The organism is Dyella sp. KRB-257 (assembly GCF_049445995.1).
In the GTDB taxonomy this organism is placed as follows: Bacteria; Pseudomonadota; Gammaproteobacteria; order Xanthomonadales; family Rhodanobacteraceae; genus Dyella_A.
The window spans coordinates 20,039-41,866 of record NZ_JBMSDZ010000019.1 but is presented as its reverse complement, the minus strand read 5'-3'; the positions used below and the strand labels follow the sequence as shown (position 1 = coordinate 41,866).

At 68.7% G+C, this 21,828-nt stretch carries 24 protein-coding genes and 1 pseudogene; 18 read left to right on the top strand and 7 right to left on the bottom strand.

Translation table 11 applies throughout. The features are described 5' to 3' along the window. Positions 1–3: 3 nt before the first annotated feature. Together ACO2Q2_RS13845 and rimO are read right to left on the bottom strand one after the other, a co-directional pair. Positions 4–102: pseudogene (locus ACO2Q2_RS13845) on the bottom strand (DUF3025 domain-containing protein); the annotation flags it as partial. Between the two features lie 52 nt (positions 103–154). Next, entirely contained in the window at positions 155–1,513 is a 1,359-nt protein-coding gene (gene rimO, locus ACO2Q2_RS13840; RefSeq protein ID WP_423256371.1) for a 30S ribosomal protein S12 methylthiotransferase RimO, read from the bottom strand. Positions 1,514–1,704: 191 nt separating this feature from the next. On the opposite strand from rimO, the gene ACO2Q2_RS13835 reads away from it, so the two are divergent. Genes ACO2Q2_RS13835 through pcp form a run of 9 tightly spaced genes read left to right on the top strand, consistent with a single transcriptional unit; the run spans position 1,705 to position 8,271 of the window. Beyond that, on the top strand, positions 1,705–2,361 hold the full coding sequence (locus ACO2Q2_RS13835) for a dienelactone hydrolase family protein (protein ID WP_423256370.1): 657 nt from the start codon (positions 1,705–1,707) through the stop codon (positions 2,359–2,361). A gap of 11 nt (positions 2,362–2,372) precedes the next feature. Beyond that, positions 2,373–3,047 (top strand): dienelactone hydrolase family protein, encoded by a 675-nt coding sequence (locus ACO2Q2_RS13830; RefSeq protein ID WP_423256369.1) that lies wholly within the window; start codon positions 2,373–2,375, stop codon positions 3,045–3,047. Beyond that, complete coding sequence (locus ACO2Q2_RS13825) at positions 3,044–3,466, top strand: HIT domain-containing protein (RefSeq protein WP_423256368.1); 423 nt, start codon at positions 3,044–3,046, stop codon at positions 3,464–3,466. Before ACO2Q2_RS13830 ends, ACO2Q2_RS13825 begins: the two co-directional genes overlap by 4 nt. 6 nt (positions 3,467–3,472) lie before the next feature. Then, positions 3,473–4,177: a 5-oxoprolinase subunit PxpB gene (gene pxpB, locus ACO2Q2_RS13820; RefSeq protein ID WP_423256367.1), complete on the top strand. Its 705-nt coding sequence runs from the start codon at positions 3,473–3,475 to the stop codon at positions 4,175–4,177. After that, a complete protein-coding gene (locus ACO2Q2_RS13815; RefSeq protein WP_423256366.1) occupies positions 4,174–5,148 on the top strand; it encodes a biotin-dependent carboxyltransferase family protein in 975 nt (324 codons plus the stop codon). Before pxpB ends, ACO2Q2_RS13815 begins: the two co-directional genes overlap by 4 nt. Position 5,149: 1 nt before the next feature. Then, entirely contained in the window at positions 5,150–5,914 is a 765-nt protein-coding gene (locus ACO2Q2_RS13810) for a LamB/YcsF family protein (RefSeq protein ID WP_423256365.1), read from the top strand. Between the two features lie 22 nt (positions 5,915–5,936). Continuing rightward, entirely contained in the window at positions 5,937–6,623 is a 687-nt protein-coding gene (locus tag ACO2Q2_RS13805) for a DUF969 domain-containing protein (protein ID WP_423256364.1), read from the top strand. A 3-nt stretch (positions 6,624–6,626) separates the two neighbouring features. Then, on the top strand, positions 6,627–7,595 hold the full coding sequence (locus tag ACO2Q2_RS13800; protein ID WP_423256363.1) for a 5-oxoproline transporter, DUF979 family subunit: 969 nt from the start codon (positions 6,627–6,629) through the stop codon (positions 7,593–7,595). A gap of 19 nt (positions 7,596–7,614) precedes the next feature. Continuing rightward, positions 7,615–8,271 (top strand): pyroglutamyl-peptidase I, encoded by a 657-nt coding sequence (gene pcp, locus ACO2Q2_RS13795; protein ID WP_423256362.1) that lies wholly within the window; start codon positions 7,615–7,617, stop codon positions 8,269–8,271. A gap of 44 nt (positions 8,272–8,315) precedes the next feature. Here pcp and ACO2Q2_RS13790 read toward each other — a convergent pair whose 3' ends face one another. From ACO2Q2_RS13790 to apbC, 3 genes are all read right to left on the bottom strand, one after another. Further along, positions 8,316–8,816 carry a hypothetical protein gene (locus ACO2Q2_RS13790; RefSeq protein WP_423256361.1) on the bottom strand — a complete coding sequence of 167 codons (501 nt, stop codon included), beginning with the start codon at positions 8,814–8,816 and terminating at the stop codon, positions 8,316–8,318. Between the two features lie 82 nt (positions 8,817–8,898). After that, complete coding sequence (dcd, locus tag ACO2Q2_RS13785; RefSeq protein ID WP_423256360.1) at positions 8,899–9,465, bottom strand: dCTP deaminase; 567 nt, start codon at positions 9,463–9,465, stop codon at positions 8,899–8,901. Between the two features lie 142 nt (positions 9,466–9,607). Continuing rightward, entirely contained in the window at positions 9,608–10,702 is a 1,095-nt protein-coding gene (apbC, locus tag ACO2Q2_RS13780) for an iron-sulfur cluster carrier protein ApbC (RefSeq protein WP_423256359.1), read from the bottom strand. 170 nt (positions 10,703–10,872) lie between these two features. On the opposite strand from apbC, the gene ACO2Q2_RS13775 reads away from it, so the two are divergent. Next, positions 10,873–11,319, top strand: coding sequence for a DUF2147 domain-containing protein (locus tag ACO2Q2_RS13775; protein WP_423256358.1), 447 nt, complete (start codon positions 10,873–10,875; stop codon positions 11,317–11,319). A gap of 134 nt (positions 11,320–11,453) precedes the next feature. Next, positions 11,454–13,565 (top strand): methionine--tRNA ligase, encoded by a 2,112-nt coding sequence (gene metG, locus ACO2Q2_RS13770; protein WP_423256357.1) that lies wholly within the window; start codon positions 11,454–11,456, stop codon positions 13,563–13,565. Between the two features lie 103 nt (positions 13,566–13,668). Here the strand turns inward: metG and ACO2Q2_RS13765 are convergent, their stop codons facing one another. Further along, positions 13,669–13,911, bottom strand: coding sequence for a hypothetical protein (locus tag ACO2Q2_RS13765; protein WP_423256356.1), 243 nt, complete (start codon positions 13,909–13,911; stop codon positions 13,669–13,671). A gap of 66 nt (positions 13,912–13,977) precedes the next feature. Between ACO2Q2_RS13765 and ACO2Q2_RS13760 the strand changes: the two genes are divergently transcribed. Continuing rightward, complete coding sequence (locus ACO2Q2_RS13760; RefSeq protein WP_423256355.1) at positions 13,978–14,601, top strand: RnfABCDGE type electron transport complex subunit B; 624 nt, start codon at positions 13,978–13,980, stop codon at positions 14,599–14,601. Further along, a complete protein-coding gene (gene nth, locus ACO2Q2_RS13755) occupies positions 14,598–15,233 on the top strand; it encodes an endonuclease III (RefSeq protein ID WP_423256354.1) in 636 nt (211 codons plus the stop codon). Before ACO2Q2_RS13760 ends, nth begins: the two co-directional genes overlap by 4 nt. Before the next feature lie 365 nt (positions 15,234–15,598). Here the strand turns inward: nth and ACO2Q2_RS13750 are convergent, their stop codons facing one another. Next, positions 15,599–16,861 carry a porin gene (locus tag ACO2Q2_RS13750; protein ID WP_423256353.1) on the bottom strand — a complete coding sequence of 421 codons (1,263 nt, stop codon included), beginning with the start codon at positions 16,859–16,861 and terminating at the stop codon, positions 15,599–15,601. A gap of 199 nt (positions 16,862–17,060) precedes the next feature. Between ACO2Q2_RS13750 and rnt the strand changes: the two genes are divergently transcribed. The 5 genes from rnt (at position 17,061) to pstB (ending at position 21,716) form a co-directional block, all read left to right on the top strand. Continuing rightward, positions 17,061–17,720 (top strand): ribonuclease T, encoded by a 660-nt coding sequence (rnt, locus tag ACO2Q2_RS13745; RefSeq protein WP_423256352.1) that lies wholly within the window; start codon positions 17,061–17,063, stop codon positions 17,718–17,720. Positions 17,721–17,805: 85 nt separating this feature from the next. Then, positions 17,806–18,876, top strand: coding sequence for a phosphate ABC transporter substrate-binding protein PstS (gene pstS / locus ACO2Q2_RS13740; RefSeq protein WP_423256351.1), 1,071 nt, complete (start codon positions 17,806–17,808; stop codon positions 18,874–18,876). Positions 18,877–19,025: 149 nt separating this feature from the next. Continuing rightward, positions 19,026–20,045, top strand: a complete 1,020-nt coding sequence (gene pstC, locus ACO2Q2_RS13735) for a phosphate ABC transporter permease subunit PstC (protein WP_423256350.1) — start codon at positions 19,026–19,028, stop codon at positions 20,043–20,045. Further along, on the top strand, positions 20,045–20,911 hold the full coding sequence (gene pstA / locus ACO2Q2_RS13730) for a phosphate ABC transporter permease PstA (protein WP_423256349.1): 867 nt from the start codon (positions 20,045–20,047) through the stop codon (positions 20,909–20,911). Before pstC ends, pstA begins: the two co-directional genes overlap by 1 nt. Then, the gene (gene pstB, locus ACO2Q2_RS13725; RefSeq protein WP_423256348.1) at positions 20,904–21,716 is read left to right on the top strand and encodes a phosphate ABC transporter ATP-binding protein PstB; all 813 of its coding nucleotides are present in this window, start codon (positions 20,904–20,906) and stop codon (positions 21,714–21,716) included. The genes pstA and pstB overlap by 8 nt, the downstream gene beginning before the upstream one ends. Positions 21,717–21,828: the final 112 nt, after the last annotated feature.

Sequence of the window (21,828 nt, the reverse complement as noted above, 5' to 3'; positions counted from 1 at the left end):
GCACGATGCCGTGCGATGGAACGCTTCCTCGCCATTGTGCGGATGCCAACCGGGGATGCCCGACAGCGGCAGCGGACGCAGCTCCAGCGGATCGGCGAGCACGCGGCCGGATCGACCGCCTCGCGCGCCGGGGCGACGTACCGCTGCCGCTTCTTCACACCACCGGCAGCACGGGCTGCGCCAGACGCGCGTGCAGGTCGTGCTCGCTGGCCGACTCCACCACCACCTGCACGAACTGGCCGGGCTTGAGCTGCTGGCCGTCGGCGGGTTGTCGATAGGAAATCAGCACGCTGCCGTCGATCTCCGGCGCATCGGCCGACGAACGCGCCACCGCGCCCGCTTCATTGGCCTCGTCGACCAGCACGGTGATCGTGCGGCCCACCTTGCGCTGCAGCCTGGCGGCGGAGATTTCCGCCTGCACCGCCATGAACTGCTCGAGGCGATCCTCCTTCAGCTCCTCGGACACCGGATCGGGCAGCTCGTTGGCGCGGGCGCCGTCCACCGGCGAGTAGGTGAACGCGCCCACGCGGTCGAGCTCGGCCTCGCGCAGGAAGTCGAGCAGTTCCTCGAACTCGGCGTCGGTCTCGCCGGGGAAGCCGACGATGAAGGTGCTGCGGAGGGTCAGGTCCGGCACCGCCTTGCGCCAGTCGCGAATGCGCTCCAGCGTCTTTTCGATGTTGCCCGGGCGCTTCATCAATTTCAGGATGCGCGGGCTGGCGTGCTGGAACGGAATGTCCAGGTAGGGCAGGATCCTGCCCGCGGCCATCAGCGGCATCAGCTCGTCCACGTGCGGGTACGGGTAGACGTAGTGCAGGCGCGTCCACACGCCCAGCTCGGACAGACCCTCGCACAGCTCGGTCATCCGCGTGCGGTAACTCCTGTCGCGCCACCGGTGCTCGGCGTACTTCACGTCCACGCCGTAGGCGCTGGTGTCCTGCGAGATCACCAGCAGCTCCTTCACGCCGCCTTTCGCCAGCCGCTCGGCCTCGCGCAGCACCTCGTCGACCGGCCGCGAGACCAGGTCGCCGCGCATCGACGGGATGATGCAGAAGCTGCAGCGGTGGTTGCAGCCCTCGGAAATCTTCAGGTAGGCGTAGTGCTTCGGCGTCAGTTTCACGCCGGTGTCCGGCACCAGGTCGAGGAACTTGTTGCGCGAGGGCGGCAGCGCCGCGTGCACCGCGCTCATCACGCTGGCGTAGTCCTGCGGGCCGCTGATCGAGAGCACGTCCGGATAGGCCTCGCGGATCAGCGCCTCGCGCTTGCCCAGGCAGCCGGTGACGATCACCTTGCCGTTCTCGTGCAGCGCCTCGCCGATCGCGTCCAGCGACTCCTGCACCGCCGCGTCGATGAAGCCGCAGGTGTTCACCACCACCGCGTCGGCGGCGTCGTAGCTGGGCACGATCTGGTAACCCTCGACCTTGAGCTGGGTGAGGATGCGCTCGGAGTCGACCAGCGCCTTGGGGCAGCCGAGGCTGACGAAACCGATCTTCTGGGCGGGTGCGGGCGTGGACATGGCGGACGACCGAAAGAAGCAACCAGCAATTGTACCGCGACCAGGCGCCGCAGCCGCCTGCGCCGAATGTCTGACTCCCCTCTGACGGCGGCCTCGCTATCCTTATCCTTTGCGGCTTTTCGCCTGGCGCCTGGCCCTTCGCACGATGCTGCGGCGCCGAACCATTCCCACCCTCAGCCAAGGACATTGCCATGGGTCAGATGATCACCCTCCACAGCGACACCCCGATCGGCGCGTACCTCGCCGAGCCGGCAAACCCAACCCGCGGCGGCATCGTGGTGATCCAGGAGATCTTCGGCGTGAACGAGCACATTCGCGACGTCGCCGATCGCGTCGCCGCGGCCGGCTACACCGCGATCGCACCTGCGCTGTTCGACGCGGTGCAGCCGGGCGTGGAGCTCGGCTACGACGCGGGCGGCATCAGTCAGGGCATCGCGCTGATGGGCCAGGTCGGCTTCGAGCGCCCGCTGCAGGACGTGGCGGCCGCCGCCAAGTACATCGCCCACGCCGGCAGGGTCGGCACGGTGGGCTTCTGCTGGGGCGGCACGGTGGCCTATGCCGCCGCCATCGAACTGGGCCTGCCCGGCGTGAGCTACTACGGCGGCGGCAACACGCACTTCGTCGGCCGCCCGGCCAGGGCGCCGCTGATGTTCCACTACGGACTGAAGGACGCCCATATCAGCGCCGACGACCGCGCCAAGGTGGCCGCGGCCAATCCCGACGCCCCGCTGTACGAGTACGACGCCGACCACGGCTTCAACTGCGACCGCCGCGCCAGCTACGACGCGGCGAGCGCCGAGCTGGCGTGGGCGCGCACGCTGGCGTTCTTCGCCGAGCACATCGGCTGACGGAATCACGCATGGGCCAGTCCATCCACCTCAACACCACCCGCCTGCACTGCATCGGCGCCTACCTCGCCCGGCCCGCCGGCACGCCGCGCGGCGGCATCGTGGTGGTGCAGGAGATCTTCGGCGTGAACGAGCACATCCGCGCCGTGGCCGACCGCTTCGCCGAGGCCGGCTACGTGGCCGTCGCCCCGTGTTTCTTCGACCACGTCGAAAGCGGCGTGGAGCTGGCCTACGACGAGGCCGGCTTCAGCAGGGGCCGCACGCTGGTGGCCGAGGTCGGCATCGAGCTGGCGGTGGACGACGTGGCCAGCGCGGCCGAAGCGATCGCCTCGGCCGGGCGCATCGGCGTGGTCGGCTTCTGCTGGGGCGGCACCGTGGCACTGCGCGCCGCCCAGCGGCTGGGCCTGCCCGCGGTGAGCTACTACGGCGCGCGCAACCCGGCCTATCTCGACGAGGTGCCCAGGGCGCCGGTGCTGTTCCACTTCGGCGAGAACGACCCGTCGATCCCGCCCGAGACGGTGCAACTGCATCGCGAGAAGCTGCCGCGGATGGACGTCCATGCCTATCCCGCCGGCCACGCCTTCAACCGCGACGTCGACCCGCACGCCTACCACGCGCCCAGCGCGCAACTGGCCTGGCAGCGCACGCTGGACTTCTTCGCGCGCGAATTGGGCGGCGCGGCATGAGTACACCGTTCGTGCTCGATGCCCGGCTCGCCGCCGACTCGGTACCGGTGATCGAGCTGCCGCTGTGCAGCGCGCGCCTGATGAACGACGCGCGTTTCGCCTGGCTGCTGCTGGTGCCGCGGCGGGCCGACAGGAGCGAGATCCACGATCTCGACCGGACCGACCAGGACCAGCTGTGGCGGGAGATTCGCTTCGCCACTGCGGTTCTGCGTGACGTGGCGCCCTGCGACCGGGTCAACCTCGGCGCGCTGGGTAACATCGTGCGCCAGTTGCACGTGCACCTCGTCGCGCGCGTGGTCGGCGATGCGGCCTGGCCCGGCCCGGTGTGGGGCAGCGGCGCGGCGCAGCCGTACGAAGCGGCCTCGCTGGAAGCCAGGATCGCCGCGCTGCGCCAGCGGCTCGCCGAATCCGGAGACTGAGGCATCGTGATCGCACCGATCCGCGACGAGGCGCTGGCCGAGGACGCACTGCTGCTGCACTTCGGCGGCACCATCGACGAGGCGACCAGCGCCCGCGTGCTGGCGGCCGCGACGGCGATCGCGCGGCAGCTGCCGTCGCTCGAATGCGTGCCCGCCTGCGCCAGCCTGCTGCTGCGCTTCGAACCGTCGGCGTGGTGCGGCGGTGCCGGCGACACGCCGCACGCGCGGGTGAGCGCGGCGGTGACCGAGGTGCTGGCCGCGACCGATGTCGCCGATGCGCCGGCGCGCGAGCTGGTGATCCCGGTGCTGTACGGCGGCGCGAACGGGCCGGATCTCGGCGCGGTGGCGCGGCACGCCGGGCTGGGCGAGGCCGAGGTGATCGCGCGTCATGCGGCCGGCCGCTACCGCGTGGCGATGCTGGGCTTCGCGCCGGGCTTTCCGTATCTGTTGGGGCTCGATCCGCGGCTGGCGGTGCCGCGACGCGCCGATCCGCGCGCGCGGGTGCCGGCCGGCAGCGTGGCGATCGGCGGTGCGCAGACCGGCATCTATCCCGACGCCCTGCCCGGCGGCTGGCAGCTGATCGGCCGCACGCCGCTGGGCCTGTTCGACATGCGCGCCACCCCGCCGTCGCGGCTGCGGCCCGGCGACCGGGTGCGCTTCGAGGCCATCGACGCCGCGCGCTTCGACGCCCTGCAGGAGCGCGACGCGTGAGCCTGCGGGTGCTGCAGGCGGGCCTGCTCACCACCGTGCAGGACGGCGGCCGCCCCGGCCATGCCGCGCTCGGCCTGGGCCGCGCCGGCGTGATGGACCGGCCGGCCTGGCGGCTCGGCAACGCGCTGGTCGGCAACACCGACGGCGAGGCGGTGCTGGAAATCACCCTGCGCGGCCCGGTGCTGGTGATCGAGCGCGCCACCCGGCTCGCGCTCACCGGCGCACCCATCGACGCCCGCCTCGACGACATCGCCCTGCCGCCGTGGACCGCGGTGGACGCGCCCGCCGGCAGCACGCTGCGCCTGGGCGGCATGCGACAGGGCTGCCGCAGCTACCTGGCGCTGCGCGGGGGCATCGCCACCGAGCCGGTGCTCGGCAGCCGCAGCGAAGACCTGCACGCGCGGATCGGCCCGCTCGGCGGACGCGCGCTGCGCGCCGGCGACGTGCTGCCGATCGGTACGGCGTCCGGCATGGCTCCCATCCACCGCGTGAAAGCGAGCCGCTGGGGCGTGGACCCGCAGCCGTGGTTCGACTTCGCCATGACGCCGATCGCGCTGGTGCCCGGCAGCCACGCCGACGCGCTGGATGACGCCGCGCGCCGCCGGCTGCACGGCGCGCGGTTCCGGGTGAGCGCATCGAGCAACCGCACCGGCAGCCGGCTCGATGGCCCGGCGCTGCACCTGCGCGCGCCGCTGGAGCTGGTCTCCGCCGCCGTGCTGCCGGGCACCGTGCAGCTGCCGCCGTCCGGCCAGCCGATCGTGCTGATGGCCGAGGCGCCGGTGACCGGCGGCTATCCGCGCATCGGCCAGGTGGCGGCGGCGGACCTGCCGCGCATGGCCCAGCGCCGGCCCGGCGATGACGTATGCTTCGAGGCCGCCTCGCTGGAGCAGGCGCTGGCCCGCCAGCACGAACGCGAGCAGCGGCTGCGGCATCTGGTGCAGCGCGTGATCGATCGAGGGGAGTCCCGCTGACGTGAACCGCATCGACCTCAACTGCGACCTCGGCGAATCGTTCGGCGCGTGGCACATGGGCGAGGACGCCGCGCTGCTGGCGCTGGTCAGTTCGGCCAACGTCGCCTGCGGCTTCCACGCCGGCGATCCGGCGATCATGCAGCGCACGGTGGCGCTGGCGGTGGAGCGTGGCGTGGCGATCGGCGCGCACGTGTCGCTGCCCGACCTGCAGGGCTTCGGTCGCCGCGAGATGGCGGTGACGCCCGCCGAGGTGCACGCCATGACGCTGTACCAGCTCGGCGCGCTGCATGCCTTCGCCCGCGCGGCCGGCGCCACCGTCGCCCACGTCAAGCCGCACGGCGCGCTGTACCACATGGCCGCGCGCGACCGCGCGCTGGCCGCGGCAATCGCCGACGCCGTGCGCGCGTTCGATCCCGCGCTGGCGCTGTTCGGCCTGGCCGGCTCGGTCCTGCTGGAGGCGGGTCGCGCCGCCGGACTGCGCGTGGTCTCCGAAGCCTTCGCCGACCGCCGCTACCGCGCCGACGGCTCGCTGCAGCCGCGGCGCGAGCCCGACGCGGTGATCGACGACGCCGACACGGCCACCGCGCAGGCGCTGCGCATGGCGCAACACGGCGAGGTGATCGCGGTGGACGGCCAGCGCGTGGCGCTCACGGCCGACACGCTGTGCCTGCACGGTGACGGCGCGCACGCGGTGGACTTCGCGCGCCGGCTGCGCGCCGCGCTGGAAGCGGCCGGCCTGCGCATCGCGGCGCCCGCGGCGGCATGAGCGCGAAACGGGAATCCACGCGATGAACTACTGGCCCCTGCTCGGCGTCGCGCTGATCGCGCTGGGCTTCGTGCTGCGCTTCAACCCGGTGCTGGTGGTGGTCACCGCGGCACTGGCCAGCGGCCTGCTGTCGGGCATGGCGGTGCCCGACCTGCTGGCCCTGCTCGGCACCAGCTTCGCCTCCAGCCGGATCCTGCTGATCATCATCCTCACCCTGCCGGCGATCGGCCTGCTCGAACGCGCCGGCCTGCGCGAGCACGCGCAGCGCTGGATGGCGCGGATGCGCGGCATGACCCTGGCGCGGCTGCTGATCGGCTACCTGCTGGGGCGCCAGCTGCTGTCGATGATCGGCCTGCAGAGCGTGGCCGGTCCGGCGCAGACGGTGCGCCCGCTGCTCGCACCGATGGCCGAGGCGGCGGCCGAACGCATCGATCCGGCGCTGCCGGACGACGAGCGCGACCGCCTGCGCGCGCTCGCCGCGGCCACCGACAACGTGGGACTGTTTTTCGGCGAGGACGTGTTCATCGCGCTGGGCGCGGTGCTGCTGATCCAGGGCTTCTACGACCAGCACGGGATCGCGCTGACGCCGCTGTCGATCGCGCTGTGGGCACTGCCCACGGCGTTCGCGGCGTTCGCGATCCACAGCACGCGGATCGTGCTGTACCAGCGATACCTGCGCCGCCGGCAGGCCGGGCGGCAGGGAGGCTGAGCGATGCTGCAGATCGAACAGGCGCACCTGCTGCTGGCGCTGTTCATGGCCTATACCGGCTGGCGCAACCTGCGCGAGCGCGAGCCGTGGCGCGGCGCGTTCTGGCTGATCCTTGCGGCCCTGTTCGGCAGCGGCGGGGCGGTGCTTCGCGCGGCGCAGGCCGGGCAGCTGCTGCCGGCGCAGGTCGCCGGGGCGGCGGTGATCGCGCTGGCGCTGATCGCGCCCCGGCTCGGCCATCGCCGCCCGGTAGAGCAGAGCACGCCGGCGCAGCGGCAGGCCTCGGCCCAGCGGCTGGGCCACCGGCTGCTGCTGCCGGCGCTGCTGATTCCCCTGGTGACCGTGGTCGTGGCGCTGGGCGGCGACCGGCTGCACTGGCACGGCGCACGCTTGTTCGCCCCCGCCCAGATGACCCTGACCGGACTGGCGCTGGCCTGCCTGCTGGCGCTGTTCGCGGCCAGCGCGGTGACCGGCAATGCACCGTCCCGCGGCCTCGCGGAAGGTCGCCGGCTGCTCGACACCATGGGCTGGGCCGCGCTGCTGCCGGTGCTGCTGGCCGCGCTCGGCCAGGTGTTCACCCGCAGCGGCGTGGGCGACGCGATCGCCCAGCTCACCACCGACTGGCTGCCTGCCGGCAGCGCGATGGCCTGCCTGCTCGCCTACGCGCTGGGCATGGTGCTGTTCACCGTGATCATGGGCAATGCGTTTGCCGCGTTCCCGGTGATGACCGCCGGCATCGGCCTGCCGCTGCTGGTGCAACGCTACGGCGCGAACCCGGCCGTGCTCGGCGCACTGGGCATGCTGTGCGGCTACTGCGGCACGCTGCTGACGCCGATGGCGGCAAACTTCAACCTGGTGCCGGCCGCGCTGCTGGAACTGCGCTCGCCGTACGGGGTGATCCGCGCACAGGTGTGGACGGCGCTGCTGCTGCTGGCCTTCAACCTCGGCCTGATGGCGCTGCTGGTGTTCCGATGATCGACGAGGCGAACCGCACATGGCATCGACCCTTCCCCGCATCCTGCTGACCGGCTTCGACCCGTTCGGCGGGGAGACCGTCAACCCCTCGTGGGAGGCGGCGCGCGCCCTGCACGGTCGGCGCCTCGCCGGGCATCGGGTGGTGGCGCGCCAGCTGCCCACCGAATTCGCCCGCTCGCTGGTGGTGCTGAAAGCCGCGCTGCGCGAGGTGCATCCGGCCATCGTGCTGGGAGTGGGACAGGCCGGCGGGCGCAGCCGGCTGTCGATCGAGCGCGTGGCGATCAATGTGGCCGACGCGCGCATCGCCGACAACGCGGGCGCGCAGCCGATCGACGTGCCGGTGCTGGCGGACGGCCCCGCGGCGTATTTCTCGACCCTGCCGATCAAGGCGATGCTGGTCGCCCTGCATGCGGCGGGCCTGCCCGCGGAAATCTCCAACACCGCCGGCACCTATGTTTGCAACCACGCCGCCTACGCCATGGCGCATTTCACCGCGCGCCAGCGCGGCGTGCGCAGCGGCTTCATCCACATCCCGTTGCTGCCCGACCAGGCGGTACGGCATGCACACGCGCCGAGCATGGCGCTGGAGGACGTGACGCGCGGACTGGCGATCGCCCTGCGCGTGGCCGCATCCACCGATGCGGACATCCGCGCCGCCGCCGGCACGATCAGCTAGACGATCGTGGGTAGACGATCGTGCCGGACGACGGCAGCGGTCGATCAGTAGCCGCGCGACTGGTCCTCGATGCTGCTGCCGGCCGCGCTCTTGCGCTTCTGCTCGTCGTTCATCTTCACCGGGGCGTGGTAGTCCTCCAGCGCGCGCGCCTTGGTTTCCTGCGGGTTGATCTGCTTCAGCTGGCCGCCGTCGTCGTAGTACACCACCACGCCGTAGTCGAGCGCGATGCGCGCCATGTATTCCAGGTGCTGCTTGCGCACCTTGGAGTCGTCGCTGGGCGTCAGCAGGACGGTCTTGGGCAGTTTGCCCACGTCCTTCAGGTAGGCGAAGTGGCTGCCGGTGTCGATCGCGCTGAGCACGGCACCGTCTTCCAGCATGAACTGGCCGCTCTTGTACGCCTGGATCACCATGTCGAAATGCTGCTGCGCCCGGATCGCCGCCACCTCCGCCTTGACGTCGCCGCGATGGCAACCGGTGAGGAGTAGTGCGCCGGCCAGCATGGCGCCGGCAACCAGGCGGCCAGTGAGGGTGGAAAGACGGATCATGCGGATCTCCTGCAGGGCATGTGTGGCAGCGGGCGAGTGTAGCGCCGGCGGGCGGTGGCGTCGGGGGTGAGTGAGCGGGGGTTCAGGTGCGCGGCAGGGTCACGCCCTGCTGGCCCTGGTATTTGCCGCCGCGATCCTTGTAGCTGGTCTCGCATTCCTCGTCCGATTCGAAGAACAGCATCTGCGCCACGCCCTCGTTGGCGTAGATGCGTGCCGGCAGCGGCGTGGTATTGGAGAACTCCAGCGTCACGTGACCTTCCCACTCCGGCTCCAGCGGGGTCACGTTGACGATGATGCCGCAGCGCGCATAGGTACTCTTGCCCAGGCACACGGTGAGCACCGAGCGCGGAATGCGAAAGTATTCCACCGTGCGCGCCAGCGCGAACGAGTTGGGGGGGATGATGCACACGTCCGCCTCGACGTCGACGAAACTCGTGGGGTCGAACGCCTTCGGATCGACGATGGTGGAGTTGATGTTGGTGAAGATCTTGAACTCGCGCGCGCAGCGCACGTCGTAGCCATAGCTGGAGGTACCGTAGGAGATCAGCTTCTGCTGGTCGCGCAGCTTCACCTGGCCCGGCTCGAACGGCTCGATCATGCCGTGCTGCTCGGCCATCCGGCGGATCCACTTGTCGGGTTTGATGCTCACGCGCGCTCCGGTCGTCTTTGCTTGGCCCGGCGATCCGGGAAAGAGGCGAAAAATACCATGGACCCGGACGGCCGGGCTGCGGCCCCCTTGCGGGAGCGGCTTCAGCCGCGACGCTCCTGCCGGATGGGATGGCGCGCCCCGCTCACGCCGCCGGCGCGCCCTGCACCACGATCTTGCCCAGGCCCAGCGCCTTGTTGCGCGGCTGGCGCGACAAACGCCCCGCCGCGTTGCGGGCGATCTCGCGATAGCGCGCGGCAAGGTCGGATTCGGGCATCGCCACCACGGTCGGATTGCCGCCGTCGGCCTGCTCGCGGATGCGGATGTCCAGCGGCAGCGAGCCGAGGCAGGCCACGCCGTACTGGTCGGCCATGCGCTGGCCGCCGCCCTCGCCGAAGATGTGCTCCTCGTGGCCGCAGGCCGAGCACACGTGGGTGGCCATGTTCTCCACCACGCCGAGCACCGGCACCTCCACCTTCTCGAACATCTTCAGCGCCTTGCGCGCATCGAGCAGGGCGATGTCCTGCGGCGTGGTGACGATCACCGCGCCGGCCACCGGCACCTTCTGCGCCAGCGTGAGCTGGATGTCGCCGGTACCCGGCGGCAGGTCGACCACGAGGTAATCCAGCGATTCCCAGCGCGAATCGTTGAGCAACTGCATCATCGCCTGGGTGACCATCGGGCCGCGCCAGATCATCGGCGTCTCCTCGTCGACCAGGAAGCCGATCGACATCGCCTGCAGGCCGTGTGCCTGCATCGGGACGATGCTCTTGCCGTCCGGCGACTGCGGCCTGCCGCTGATGCCCAGCATGCGCGGCTGGCTGGGGCCGTAGATGTCGGCGTCGAGAATGCCCACCTTGGCGCCCTCCGCCGCCAGCGCCAGCGCGAGATTCACCGACACGGTGGACTTGCCCACGCCGCCCTTGCCCGAGGCGACCACGATGATGTTCTTCACGTTCGCCAGCGGCGCCAGCTGGCCCTGCACCTTGTGCACCTGCACGCGACTGCTGACGGAGACCGTCGCCGCGGCAATGCCCGGCTCAGCCTGCAGCGCCTCGCGTACCCGCGCGGCCAGCGCCTCGTGCGCCGTGGCCGCCGGATAGCCGAGCTGGAGGTCGACCGACACGCGATCGCCGTCCACGCCGATGGCGCGCACGGTGTCGGCCAGCGACGCGCCGGTGTGGGGGTCAGTCAGGTCGCCGAGGATGCGGCGCACCAGGGCTTCATTTGCCTGCGTCATGGGGCATGCCTTGGGGGGAGGGGTCCACGATTATGCCAGCCTCCATCGCGTGCCCGGCTGCGCCAGATCAGGGCGCAATGCCGTCGATCGGGGTCTTGCGCAATGCAGCTTGACCCGCTCCGGGGGGCTCGGCACGCTCGCCCCATACGCTTTCGTACGGGAGGACCACCATGAGACTGCTGTCCCGCTTCACCCTCGCCACCGGCCTGCTGCTGATCGCCGGCTCCGCCTTCGCCGCCACCGACGCGCCGGTCGGTACCTGGAAGACCATCGACGACGAGACCCACCAGCCCAAGTCCATCGTCGAGATCACCGACAACAACGGTGAACTGCAGGCCAAGGTGGTCAAGGTGCTCAACTCCGAGGAGGGCCCGAACCCGGTCTGCAAGAAGTGCGACGGCGCGCGCAAGAACCAGCCGATCGAAGGCATGACCATCATGTGGGGCGTCACCAAAGACGACGACGTGTGGGACGGCGGCAAGATCCTCGACCCGAAGACCGGCAAGGTCTACAAGGTGCGACTCAAGATGCTCGACGGCGGCCAGAAGCTCGACGTGCACGGCTACATAGGCTTCGCCCTGCTCGGTCGCTCGCAGGTGTGGGAACGCCAGCCGTAAGGCACGCCCCTCTCGCTCACCCGACAAGCCCGCCCACCGGCGGGCTTTTTCGTGGCATGGACACGCCGCGACAGGGCCGGTCGATTTGGACGTCCATGCCATAATGTTCGGCCACTCAAGCCAAGCAAGCTGCCATGAGCCGTCGCCTCCTCGTTACCCATGCCCTGCCCTATGCCAATGGTCCGCTTCACCTGGGTCATCTGCTGGGTTACCTCCAGACCGATATATGGGTGCGGGCGCAGCGAATGATGGGCAACGAGGTGCATTTCGTGTCCGCCGACGACGCGCACGGCACGCCGATCATGCTCGCCGCCGAAAAGGCCGGCCTGTCGCCGGAAACCTTCATCGCGGAAATCCGTGCCGGCCACGAGGCCGATTTCGCCGATTTCCACTTCAGCTTCGACCATTACCACAGTACCCATTCGGACGAGAACAGAGAACTCGCCTCGCTGATCTACACGCGCCTGCGCGACGGCGGCGCCATCGCCAGGCGCGACATCCAGCAGCTGTTCGATCCGGACAAGCAGATGTTCCTGCCGGACCGCTACATCAAGGGCACCTGCCCGGTGTGCAAGACGCCCGATCAGTACGGCGACAACTGCGAGCACTGCGGCGCCACCTATGCGCCCACCGACCTGATCAACCCGTATTCGGTGATGTCCGGCGCCACGCCGGTACTGCGCGATTCGGAGCACTACTTCTTCCAGCTGTCGAAGTTCGATGGCCTGCTGCGCGACTGGTTCGCCGGCAAGTACTCGAACGGTCAGGCGGTGGCCAACAGCGGCGTGGCGGCCAAGCTGCGCGAATGGCTGGACGGTGGCCTGAAGGACTGGGACATCTCGCGCGACGCGCCCTACTTCGGCTTCCCCATTCCCGACGCGCCGGGCAAATTCTTCTACGTGTGGCTGGACGCGCCGGTGGGTTACCTGGCCAGCTTCAAGGCGCTGTGCGACCGGACCGGACTGAGCTTCGACGACTTCCTGGCGCCCGACAGCGCCGCCGAGATGCACCACTTCATCGGCAAGGACATCATCAACTTCCATGGCCTGTTCTGGCCGGCGATGCTGCACGGCGCGGGCTTTCGCACGCCCACCGCGTTGCACGTCAACGGCTACCTCACGGTCAACGGCGCGAAGATGTCCAAGTCGCGCGGCACCTTCATCCAGGCGCGCACCTACCTGGACGCCGGACTGAACCCGGAGTGCCTGCGCTACTACTTCGCCACCATGCTCGACGACGCCCCAGTGGACGTGGATCTGGACCTGAAGGCCTTCGAGGAGCGCGTGAACTCGCACCTGGTCGGCAAGTGGGTGAACATCGCCAGCCGCACCGCGGGCTTCGTGCACAAGTTCTTCGAGGGGCGGCTGGCCGAGCGCTTCGGCCCCACCGAAACCGCCCTGTGGAACCGGCTGCAGGAACACTACGACGGCCTCGCCGAGCTCTACGATCAGGGCCAGTTCGCCGAAGTCACCCGCCGCTTCGTGCTGATGGCCGACCTGGTCAACGGCCACATCGCCGCCACCGCGCCGTGGACGCTGGCCAGGGACGAGTCGCGCCGGGTCGAGCTGCATCAGGTGTGCTCGTTCGCGATTGCCGCGTTCCGCCTGCTCGGCGGCCTGCTCAAGCCGATCCTGCCCGCCACCGTGGCCGCCGCCGAGCAGTTCCTGGCGGCGCCGATCATCGATTTCGACAGCGCCCGCGCACCGCTGCACAACCACATCATCGCGCCCTTCGAGCCGCTGCTCGGCCGCCTCGATTCGAAGCAGATCGAAGCCATGATCGAAGCCTCGAAGGAGTCGCTCGGCACCCCCGCCGGCACGCCCGCTCCCACCGAAAAACCCAAGCAAGCGAAGAAAGCCATGACCGACACCACGCCCGCCCCCGCTTCCGCCGCCACGGCCGCCACCACGGCCGCCACCATCGGTATCGACGATTTCGCCAGGCTCGACCTGCGCGTGGGCAAGGTCACCGTGTGCGAATTCGTCGAAGGTTCGGACAAGCTGCTGCGCTTCGAGCTGGACGCCGGTCCGCTGGGCACGCGGCAGATCTTCTCCGGCATCCGCGCCGCCTACGGCGAGCCGGAGAAACTGGTGGGCCGCAACGTGGTGTTCATTGCCAACCTGGCGCCGCGCAAGATGCGCTTCGGTCTGTCCGAGGGAATGATCCTGTCGGCCGGTGAGGGCGGCAGCGACCTGTTCCTGCTCGACGCCGACGCCGGCGCCAGGCCCGGCGCCACGGTGCGCTGAGGCCCGTTCAACGGCGGCTGTAGGTAACGAACACGCCGACCAGGTCGCCTTCTCGTTGTATGGCGCCATGTCCATGTAGCGCTAGGAGCCTGGGCCGTAGAAACTACGGATAGCGAGATGGGGCTATCGCCATGCGACTGGGTGAGCTGGCCGACGAGGTGGTCCTTGCACATGCCAAAGTGGGCGTCGAAAAGACGGTGACGCTTTCGGGCGCTCCGGCCGGCGCGGTGCCGGCACGCGCCGGACCCACGTAGCCCAGCGCGAGCGAACCGACCGCACCGATGGCGGCGGCCAGCAGCAGCGAAGCGACGTTCAGCGGCGCGCGTTTCAGCGGGAAGACTTTCATGGGCAGACTCCAGAAGCGGGAACACGGCAGTATCGGATCGGCGATCGCCCCGACCGCCCACCACACATGAGCGAACCGATCGACACTCTCGCCACCCGCATCGACGCAATCCTGCCGCAGACCCAGTGCGAGCAGTGCGGCTTCCACGGCTGCCGTCCGTACGCCGAGGCGATCGCGCGCGGCGAGGCACCGATCAACCGCTGCCCACCGGGCGGCGCCGCCGGCATCGCCAGGCTCGCCGCCTTGCTCGATCAGCCGATACTCGCGCTCGATCCCGACCACGGCGTGGAAAAGCCGCGCACGCTGGCACGCATCGTCGAGGCCGACTGCATCGGCTGCACCAAGTGCATCCAGGTGTGCCCGGTCGATGCCATCGTCGGCGCGGCCAAGCTGATGCACACCGTGCTGATCGACGACTGCACCGGCTGCGAACTGTGCGTGCCGGCCTGCCCCGTGGATTGCATCGTGCTCGAACCGATGCCGCCGGCCTGGGTGGACGATCCCGCCCGCACCGATGCGGCGCGAGCGCATTTCCAGCGCCGTGAGGCACGGCTGGCGCGCGAGCGCGCAGCGCAGGAGGCCGAGATCGCCGCACGCAAGGCGGCAGTGGATGCCGCGGCCACCCCGGGCAACCCCGTGCTGGCCGCGCTGGCGCGGGCCAGGGCGAGGAAACAGGGAAGCCCCGAATGAAGCGCACCGATGTCGTGGAGCTGTTCACCCGCCTGCGCGAGCTGAACCCCAGGCCGACCACCGAGCTGGCCTACACCACGCCGTTCGAGCTGCTCATTGCCGTGGTGCTCTCCGCCCAGGCCACCGACGTGGGCGTGAACAAGGCCACGCGCCGGCTCTACCCGGTGGCCAACACGCCCGCGGCGATCCTGGCGCTGGGCGAAGAGGGGCTCAAGGGCTACATCAGCACCATCGGCCTGTTCAACACCAAGGCGAAGAACGTCATCGCACTGTGCCGGCAACTGATCGAGCGGCACGGCGGCGAAGTTCCGCGCGAGCGCGAGGCGCTGGAGGCGCTGCCCGGCGTCGGCCGAAAGACCGCCAACGTGGTGCTCAACACCGCCTTCGGCGAGCCGACCATCGCGGTGGACACGCACATCTTCCGCGTGGCCAACCGCACCGGCCTGGCGCCCGGCAAGGACGTGCGCGCGGTGGAGGCGAAGCTGGAGAAGGTGGTGCCGGCCGAGTTCAAGCGCGACGCCCACCACTGGCTGATCCTGCACGGCCGCTACGTGTGCAAGGCGCGCAAGCCGGATTGCCCGCACTGCGCGATCCGCGACCTGTGCCGCTACAAGGACAAGACGCCGCCCTGATGGGGCTGGCACGCATCGCGGCGTGCGTGCGTTTGGCGCCGGTGCCGCGCGGTCCAGCGTCCTGAGCCGTCGAGGCCGAAGCCCCTCCCACAGATCCGCCCCGCCCCCGCAATTTCAAAAGGGAGTGCCGGGGCCGAAGCCCATCCATCCCACAGATCTTCGCCCCCCATTCCAAAGTGGGAACGACTTCAGTCGCGACGGTCGCGCGGCTTCCCGATTCGCCGGAAACAGCAGGTGCGCCCTGCCGGGCGCACCACAAAAAGCAAACGGCGGGCTGCTGCCCGCCGTTTTCCGTCCCTGGGTCGAACTCCCTTCCGATAACCGGGATGCGACACCGGCATCATGCCGGTGTCGCATGACAGTTTTTAGAACGCCACCTGGCCGAAGATGCCCACTTCGTCGGTTTTCACGTTTTGCACGTGCGGGGGCAGCGGGGCACCCACCGACCTCTCGCCCTTCTCGTGCTTGTACACCGCGGCCAGCTGGAAGCCCTTGGTGATGTCGAACTGCACACCGGCGTTGTAGTAGGTGTTCTTCGCCTGCGGGTCGAGCGTCTTGCTCAGTTTGGCGCTGTCGTAGCGGGCGAACACGGACACCCCGTCGGCCACTGCCACGCTACCCCACACCGAGTAGCCGTCGGCCTTGTCGGTGGAGATCGCGGTTACGTTGTTCCAGTTCTTGGCCGTGAAGTACTCGGCGCCGAAGCGGTAGTTCTTGTCGGCGTAGGCCAGCAGCAGGTCGGCACGCGAGGCGGTGTGGGTGGCCGAGAAGTTCTGCAGATCCTTGCCGCGGTTGCCGGTGTAGCCACCGATCGCGATGACGGCGTGCTCGAACGGCACGAAGCCGACGCGGGCCTCGACGTCCACGCCCTTGGAGCGGCTCGGGTTCTTGTAGCCGTTGCCGTTGACCACGGACACCGCGTAGTTGACCGTCTTGCCGCCGAGGTCACCCATCGCGTGCAGACCCCAGTCGGCCGAGTTGGCGTAGTGCAGGCGGTCGGTCAGCGTATTTTCGACGTAACGATAGCCGTACACGTTCTCGACGTACGGGATCCACGGCATGTCGGCGGAACCGATGCGCAGCTTGAGGGCCGGGTCGAAGCTGCCTTCCACGTAGACCTTCTTGACGAACAGGCTGGTCTGGCCGATGGCGCTGGCGTAGTTGAAGTCGGTGGTCAGGTTGGCCGACCACATGTCATCGAACTTGTGGGTGACCGACAGGTAGAAGCGCTTCACGTCCAGGCCTGTGCCGGTGGCGTTGGTCTTGCCGGTATCGCTGTTCTTCTGGCTGATGTTCGAGAAATCGAAATACATCTTGCCACCGAGCGTGGTGTCGTTCACCAGCTTCTCGAGCTTGGCCAGCTTCTTGTCGCTGGTGGCCGACGCCTGCACCTTCTCGATCGCCTGACCGGTGTTGACGTTGATCTCCGACTGGGCGTCAGCACGCTGCTCCAGCTCATTGAGCTTGGACTGCATGGCGGCCAGCTGGGCCTTCAGCATCTCGATTTCGGCATTGGTGGTGGCCGAGGTGGCCGAAGCCTTGGTGGTCTGGGTGGCCGGCGCAGCCGACACGAGGCTGCTGAACCCGAGACCGGCAGCAATCGCTACCACGAGCAACTTGGAACGCATGGGAAATCTCCGCTGGATGGATAACGTCACCTCGACCGCGCCCCTTTGAAATCCGTGGTCGGCGAAGCAGGACGTTAAAAGTTTGCAGGCATCCCTTTGCAGCCATGTTGACGAAATATGACAAAACGGAGTCAGCGGCCGTGATCGGTCACCTTTGCGCGCCGGCAGTCGCGGCCGGCGGCGCTGATATGCTTCGCGGATGGACGACCTCAACAAGAGCCTGGCCAGCCGCATGGCCGACCGCTTCCGCGGCTTTCTTCCCGTGGTGGTGGACGTGGAAACCGGCGGCTTCGACGCCGAGCGCGATGCCCTGCTGGAGATCGCCGCGGTCACCCTGAACATGGACGGCGAGGGCTACCTGCATCCGCAGCCGGCGGTGTCGGCCCACGTGGAGCCCTTCCCCGGCGCCAACCTCGATCCGCGCGCGCTGGAGATCACCGGCATCGATCCGGACAACCCGCTGCGCGGCGCGCTGAGCGAGCGGATGGCGCTGGACCACGTGTTCAACGAGGTGCGGCTGGCCATGCGCCACCATCATTGCCAGCGCGCGGTGCTGGTAGGCCACAACGCCGCCTTCGACCTGGGCTTCCTCAACGCCGCGGTGCGCCGCACCGGCCACAAGCGCAACCCGTTCCACCCCTTCAGCTGCTTCGACACCGCCACGCTCAGTGGCCTGGCCTACGGCCAGACCGTGCTGAGCAAGGCCGTGCTCGCCGCCGGGCAGCGCTTCGACTCGCGCGAGGCCCACTCGGCCATCTACGATGCCGAGCGCACGGCCGAGCTGTTCTGCGGCATCGTCAACCGCTGGCGCCGGCTGGAAACCTTCGAGCGCGAGCACATCGGCCTGGGCGTGCTGTGATGCCGACGTGCTGTGATGCCGGCGTGGCCGCCTGTCACACGGCTGCAACATTCATCACATTTCATTGCAACACACCCTCCCTCTAATGGCGGCAGGACGGGCCCCGTCCCGTGACCTTCCTCCCCAAGGAGCTACCGTGTTGACCTCAACCAAATCCCGCATCGCCGTGATCGCCGCGGCCTCGCTGATGAGCATGGCCGCCCAGGCCACCGACATCACCGGCGCCGGTTCCAGCTTCGTCTACCCGGTGCTGACCAAGTGGTCCGCCGCCTATGCCGAGAAGACCGGCAACCAGCTCAACTACCAGTCGGTCGGCTCGGGCGCGGGCATCGCGCAGATCAAGGCCGGCACCATCGACTTCGGCGCCTCCGACGCTCCGCTGAGCTCGGAAGACCTCAACAAGTTCGGCCTGGGCCAGTTCCCGCTGGTCGTGGGCGGCATCGTGCCAGTGGTCAACATCGCCGGCATCCAGTCCGACCAGATCAAGCTCGACGGCGCCACGCTGGCCGAGATCTTCATGGGCAAGATCACCAACTGGAACGACCCGAGGATCGCCGCGCTCAATGCCGGCGTGAACATCCCGGCCGGCAAGATCACCGTCGTGCACCGTTCGGACGGCTCGGGCACCACCTACAACTTCACCAACTACCTGACCAAGGTCAGCCCGGCATGGGCGGCCAAGGTGAAGTTCGGCACCGCCGTGGATTGGCCGACCGGCGTGGGCGGCAAGGGCAACGAGGGCGTCTCGCAGTACGTGCGCCAGATCAAGGGTGCGATCGGCTTCGTCGAGTACGCCTACGCGGTGCAGAACAAGATCAGCTGGGTGGACATGAAGAACGCCGCCGGCCAGGTCATCAAGCCGAACGCTGACGCCTTCGCGGCTGCCGCGGCCACCGCCGACTGGGCCCATGCCAAGGACTTCAACCTGATCATGACCAACGCCCCGGGCAAGACCGCGTGGCCGATCACCGCCACCACCTGGGCGATCATGTACAAGAAGCCGAAGAACGCCGAGCACACCAAGGTGGCCTTCGACTTCTTCAAGTGGTCCTTCGAGAACGGCCAGCCGCAGGCGGCCTCGCTCGACTACGTGCCGCTGCCGCCGTCGCTGGTCAAGCAGATCGAGGCCTACTGGGCGTCGGACTTCCAGAAGTAAGATAGCGATCCATCCGACAGGTGGCGGTGTGGACGCACCGCCACCACCGGCGGGATGCCGACCCATCAGCCGCCCCGGTGTTCCAGGGGCGGCTTTCCATTGAAGGCGCCGGTATGCTGCGCGCTTGAACCCGAAAGGATCAGCCCTCCATGTCCAGCCCGCCCGACGCCCTGGCGACCCGCGATGCCGAGGACCCGCGCAGCCGCCGTGACGCCCGACACGACCGCTACTTCCGCTGGCTGCTCATGGCCTGTGCGCTGCTGGTGCTGGCCTCGCTGGTGGGTGCCGCCGGGGCCACGCTGTGGGGTGGGCGTCACGCGTTCGGCACCTTCGGCTGGCATTTTCTTGTCAGCCCGGCATGGGATCCTGGCAGCGATACCTACGGCGCGCTGGTGCCGGTCTACGGCACCATCGCCACCTCGCTGATCGCCCTGGTCATCGCCGTACCGATCAGCTTCGGCATCGCGCTGTACCTCTCCGAAGTGGCGCCGCCCTGGCTGCGCACGCCGGTGTCCTCGGCCATCGAACTGCTCGCTGGCATTCCCTCGATCATCTACGGCATGTGGGGGCTGTTCATCTTCGCGCCGTTCTTCAGCGAACACATCAAGCCCTTCCTCACCAGCTACCTGGGCAACAGCCCGGATGACGGCAAGGTCTCGTGGGTGGCCGAGCACGTGCCGTTCATCGGCAAGCTGTTCGCCTCCAGCTATCCGTTCGGCGCCAGCGTGCTGACCGCCGGCATCGTGCTGGCGATCATGATCATCCCGTTCATCTCCTCGGTGATGCGCGAGGTGTTCCAGACCGTGCCCACGCGCCTGAAGGAGTCGGCCTACGCGCTGGGCTCCAGCACCTGGGAGGTGTCCTGGGACATCGTGCTGCCGTACACCCGCTCGGCGGTGATCGGCGGCATCTTCCTCGGCCTCGGCCGCGCGCTGGGCGAGACGATGGCGGTGACCTTCGTGCTCGGCAATGCGATGGATCTGTCGCCCTCGCTGCTCGATCCGGGCGCGTCGATCGCCTCGACCATCGCCAACCAGTTCAGCGAGGCGGCCGGCCTGCAGAAATCCACGCTGATGGCGCTGGCCTTCCTGCTGTTCGTGGTGACCTTCGTCGTGCTGCTGATCGCGCGACTGATGCTCGCCCAGCTCAAGAAGCGGGAGGGCGTCTGATGAGCGCGCTGCACCTTCGCCGCCGCATCACCAACTGGATCGCGCTGTCGCTGAGCGTGCTGGCCACGCTGGTCGGGCTGGGCTTCCTGGCCTGGATCCTGTGGGAGACCCTGCGCCGGGGCATCAGTGCGTTGAACTTTCACCTGTTCACCAGGATCACCGCCTACGGCGCCGATGGCGGCCTGGCCAATGCGATGGTCGGCAGCCTGATCATCGACCTGATCGGCATCGCCATCGCCACACCGATCGGCGTGCTGGCCGGTGCCTGGCTGGCCGAATACGCCAACCGCACCAAGCTGGGGGAGACGATCCGCTTCCTCAACGACATCCTGCTGTCGGCGCCGTCGATCGTGATGGGCCTGTTCGTCTACACCATCGTGGTGCTGCCGAGCACCGCCCTGACCGACGGCAACACCACCTTCTCCGGCTTCGCCGGCGGTGTGGCGCTGGCGCTGATCGCGCTGCCGGTAATCGTGCGCACCACCGACGAAATGCTGCGCCTGGTGCCCTCTACCCTGCGCGAGGCCGCGCTGTCACTGGGTGTGCCGCAGTGGAAGCTCACGCTGCAAATCCTGATTCGCGCCGCACGCTCCGGCATCATCACCGGCGTGCTGCTGGCGCTGGCGCGCATCAGCGGCGAAACCGCGCCGCTGCTGTTCACCGCATTCGGCAACAACTTCATGGTGGTCAATCCGATGAACAAGATGGCCAGCCTGCCGCAAATCATCTACCAGTACGCGAACGACCCCGGCGAGGCGATGCATGCGCTGGCCTGGGCCGGCGCCTTCGTGGTGACGATGTTCGTCCTCCTGCTGAGCCTGGCTTCGCGCCTGGTCCTTTCCCGCAACAAGGTGTCCCATGACTGAGTCCGCCGCCGGCCTCCATCCGCAGCCCGCGGCCAGCCACGCCGCCGACGTGCCGACCAAGATCCAGGTCAACGACCTGCACTTCTACTACAACGGTTTCCATGCGCTGAAAGGCATCAGCATGGCGATTCCGGAGAAGAAGGTCACCGCCATCATCGGCCCGTCCGGCTGCGGCAAGTCCACGCTGCTGCGCGTCTTCAACCGCATCTACGCGATCTATCCGAAGCTGGAAGCGCGCGGCGAAGTGATCCTGGACGGCGAGAACGTGCTCGCCCCCGGCTATTCGATGAACCGCCTGCGCAGCAAGGTCGGCATGGTGTTCCAGAAGCCGGTGCCGTTCCCGATGACGATCTTCGAGAACGTCGCCTACGGCATCCGCCACCACGAGAAGCTCGCGCGCGCCGACATGGAGCTGCGGGTGGAGAAAGCCCTGCGCGACGCCGCGCTGTGGGACGAGGTGAAGGACAAGCTCAAGCAGAACGCGCTGGGCCTCTCCGGCGGCCAGCAGCAGCGCCTGTGCATTGCCCGCGCGATCGCGCTCAAGCCCGAAGTGCTGCTGCTGGACGAGCCGACCTCGGCACTGGACCCGATCGCCACCGGCCGCATCGAGCAGCTGGTGGAAGAACTCAAGAACCAGTTCACCATCGTCATCGTGACGCACAACATGCAGCAGGCGGCGCGCTGCTCGGACCAGACCGCCTTCATGTACCTGGGCGAGCTGATCGAATACGACGGCACCGAGCGGATCTTCACCAAGCCGGGCAAGAAGCAGACCGAGGACTACATCACCGGCCGGTTCGGCTAGAAGCCGCCGCACGTCATTCCCGCGAAAGCGGGAACCCATTTTGACCTTCGACAAGAGCAAGCAAATGGATTCCCGCTTTCGCGGGAATGATGTCGAGGCAAGAATCCAATCA

What these genes read in the sequence shown, in the direction of transcription:
- apbC (WP_423256359.1), bottom strand. Translation starts at nt 10,702, where the DNA reads ATGACGCAGGCAAATGAAGCCCTGGTGCGCCGCATCCTCGGCGACCTG.
- ACO2Q2_RS13805 (WP_423256364.1), top strand. Translation starts at nt 5,937, where the DNA reads ATGAACTACTGGCCCCTGCTCGGCGTCGCGCTGATCGCGCTGGGCTTC.
- rnt (WP_423256352.1), top strand. Translation starts at nt 17,061, where the DNA reads ATGGACGACCTCAACAAGAGCCTGGCCAGCCGCATGGCCGACCGCTTC.
- ACO2Q2_RS13760 (WP_423256355.1), top strand. Translation starts at nt 13,978, where the DNA reads ATGAGCGAACCGATCGACACTCTCGCCACCCGCATCGACGCAATCCTG.
- ACO2Q2_RS13800 (WP_423256363.1), top strand. Translation starts at nt 6,627, where the DNA reads ATGCTGCAGATCGAACAGGCGCACCTGCTGCTGGCGCTGTTCATGGCC.
- pstA (WP_423256349.1), top strand. Translation starts at nt 20,045, where the DNA reads ATGAGCGCGCTGCACCTTCGCCGCCGCATCACCAACTGGATCGCGCTG.
- ACO2Q2_RS13750 (WP_423256353.1), bottom strand. Translation starts at nt 16,861, where the DNA reads ATGCGTTCCAAGTTGCTCGTGGTAGCGATTGCTGCCGGTCTCGGGTTC.
- ACO2Q2_RS13830 (WP_423256369.1), top strand. Translation starts at nt 2,373, where the DNA reads ATGGGCCAGTCCATCCACCTCAACACCACCCGCCTGCACTGCATCGGC.
- nth (WP_423256354.1), top strand. Translation starts at nt 14,598, where the DNA reads ATGAAGCGCACCGATGTCGTGGAGCTGTTCACCCGCCTGCGCGAGCTG.
- pstC (WP_423256350.1), top strand. Translation starts at nt 19,026, where the DNA reads ATGTCCAGCCCGCCCGACGCCCTGGCGACCCGCGATGCCGAGGACCCG.
- ACO2Q2_RS13825 (WP_423256368.1), top strand. Translation starts at nt 3,044, where the DNA reads ATGAGTACACCGTTCGTGCTCGATGCCCGGCTCGCCGCCGACTCGGTA.
- pstB (WP_423256348.1), top strand. Translation starts at nt 20,904, where the DNA reads ATGACTGAGTCCGCCGCCGGCCTCCATCCGCAGCCCGCGGCCAGCCAC.
- rimO (WP_423256371.1), bottom strand. Translation starts at nt 1,513, where the DNA reads ATGTCCACGCCCGCACCCGCCCAGAAGATCGGTTTCGTCAGCCTCGGC.
- metG (WP_423256357.1), top strand. Translation starts at nt 11,454, where the DNA reads ATGAGCCGTCGCCTCCTCGTTACCCATGCCCTGCCCTATGCCAATGGT.
- pstS (WP_423256351.1), top strand. Translation starts at nt 17,806, where the DNA reads ATGGCGGCAGGACGGGCCCCGTCCCGTGACCTTCCTCCCCAAGGAGCT.
- ACO2Q2_RS13775 (WP_423256358.1), top strand. Translation starts at nt 10,873, where the DNA reads ATGAGACTGCTGTCCCGCTTCACCCTCGCCACCGGCCTGCTGCTGATC.
- ACO2Q2_RS13790 (WP_423256361.1), bottom strand. Translation starts at nt 8,816, where the DNA reads ATGATCCGTCTTTCCACCCTCACTGGCCGCCTGGTTGCCGGCGCCATG.
- pcp (WP_423256362.1), top strand. Translation starts at nt 7,615, where the DNA reads ATGGCATCGACCCTTCCCCGCATCCTGCTGACCGGCTTCGACCCGTTC.
- ACO2Q2_RS13765 (WP_423256356.1), bottom strand. Translation starts at nt 13,911, where the DNA reads ATGAAAGTCTTCCCGCTGAAACGCGCGCCGCTGAACGTCGCTTCGCTG.
- ACO2Q2_RS13835 (WP_423256370.1), top strand. Translation starts at nt 1,705, where the DNA reads ATGGGTCAGATGATCACCCTCCACAGCGACACCCCGATCGGCGCGTAC.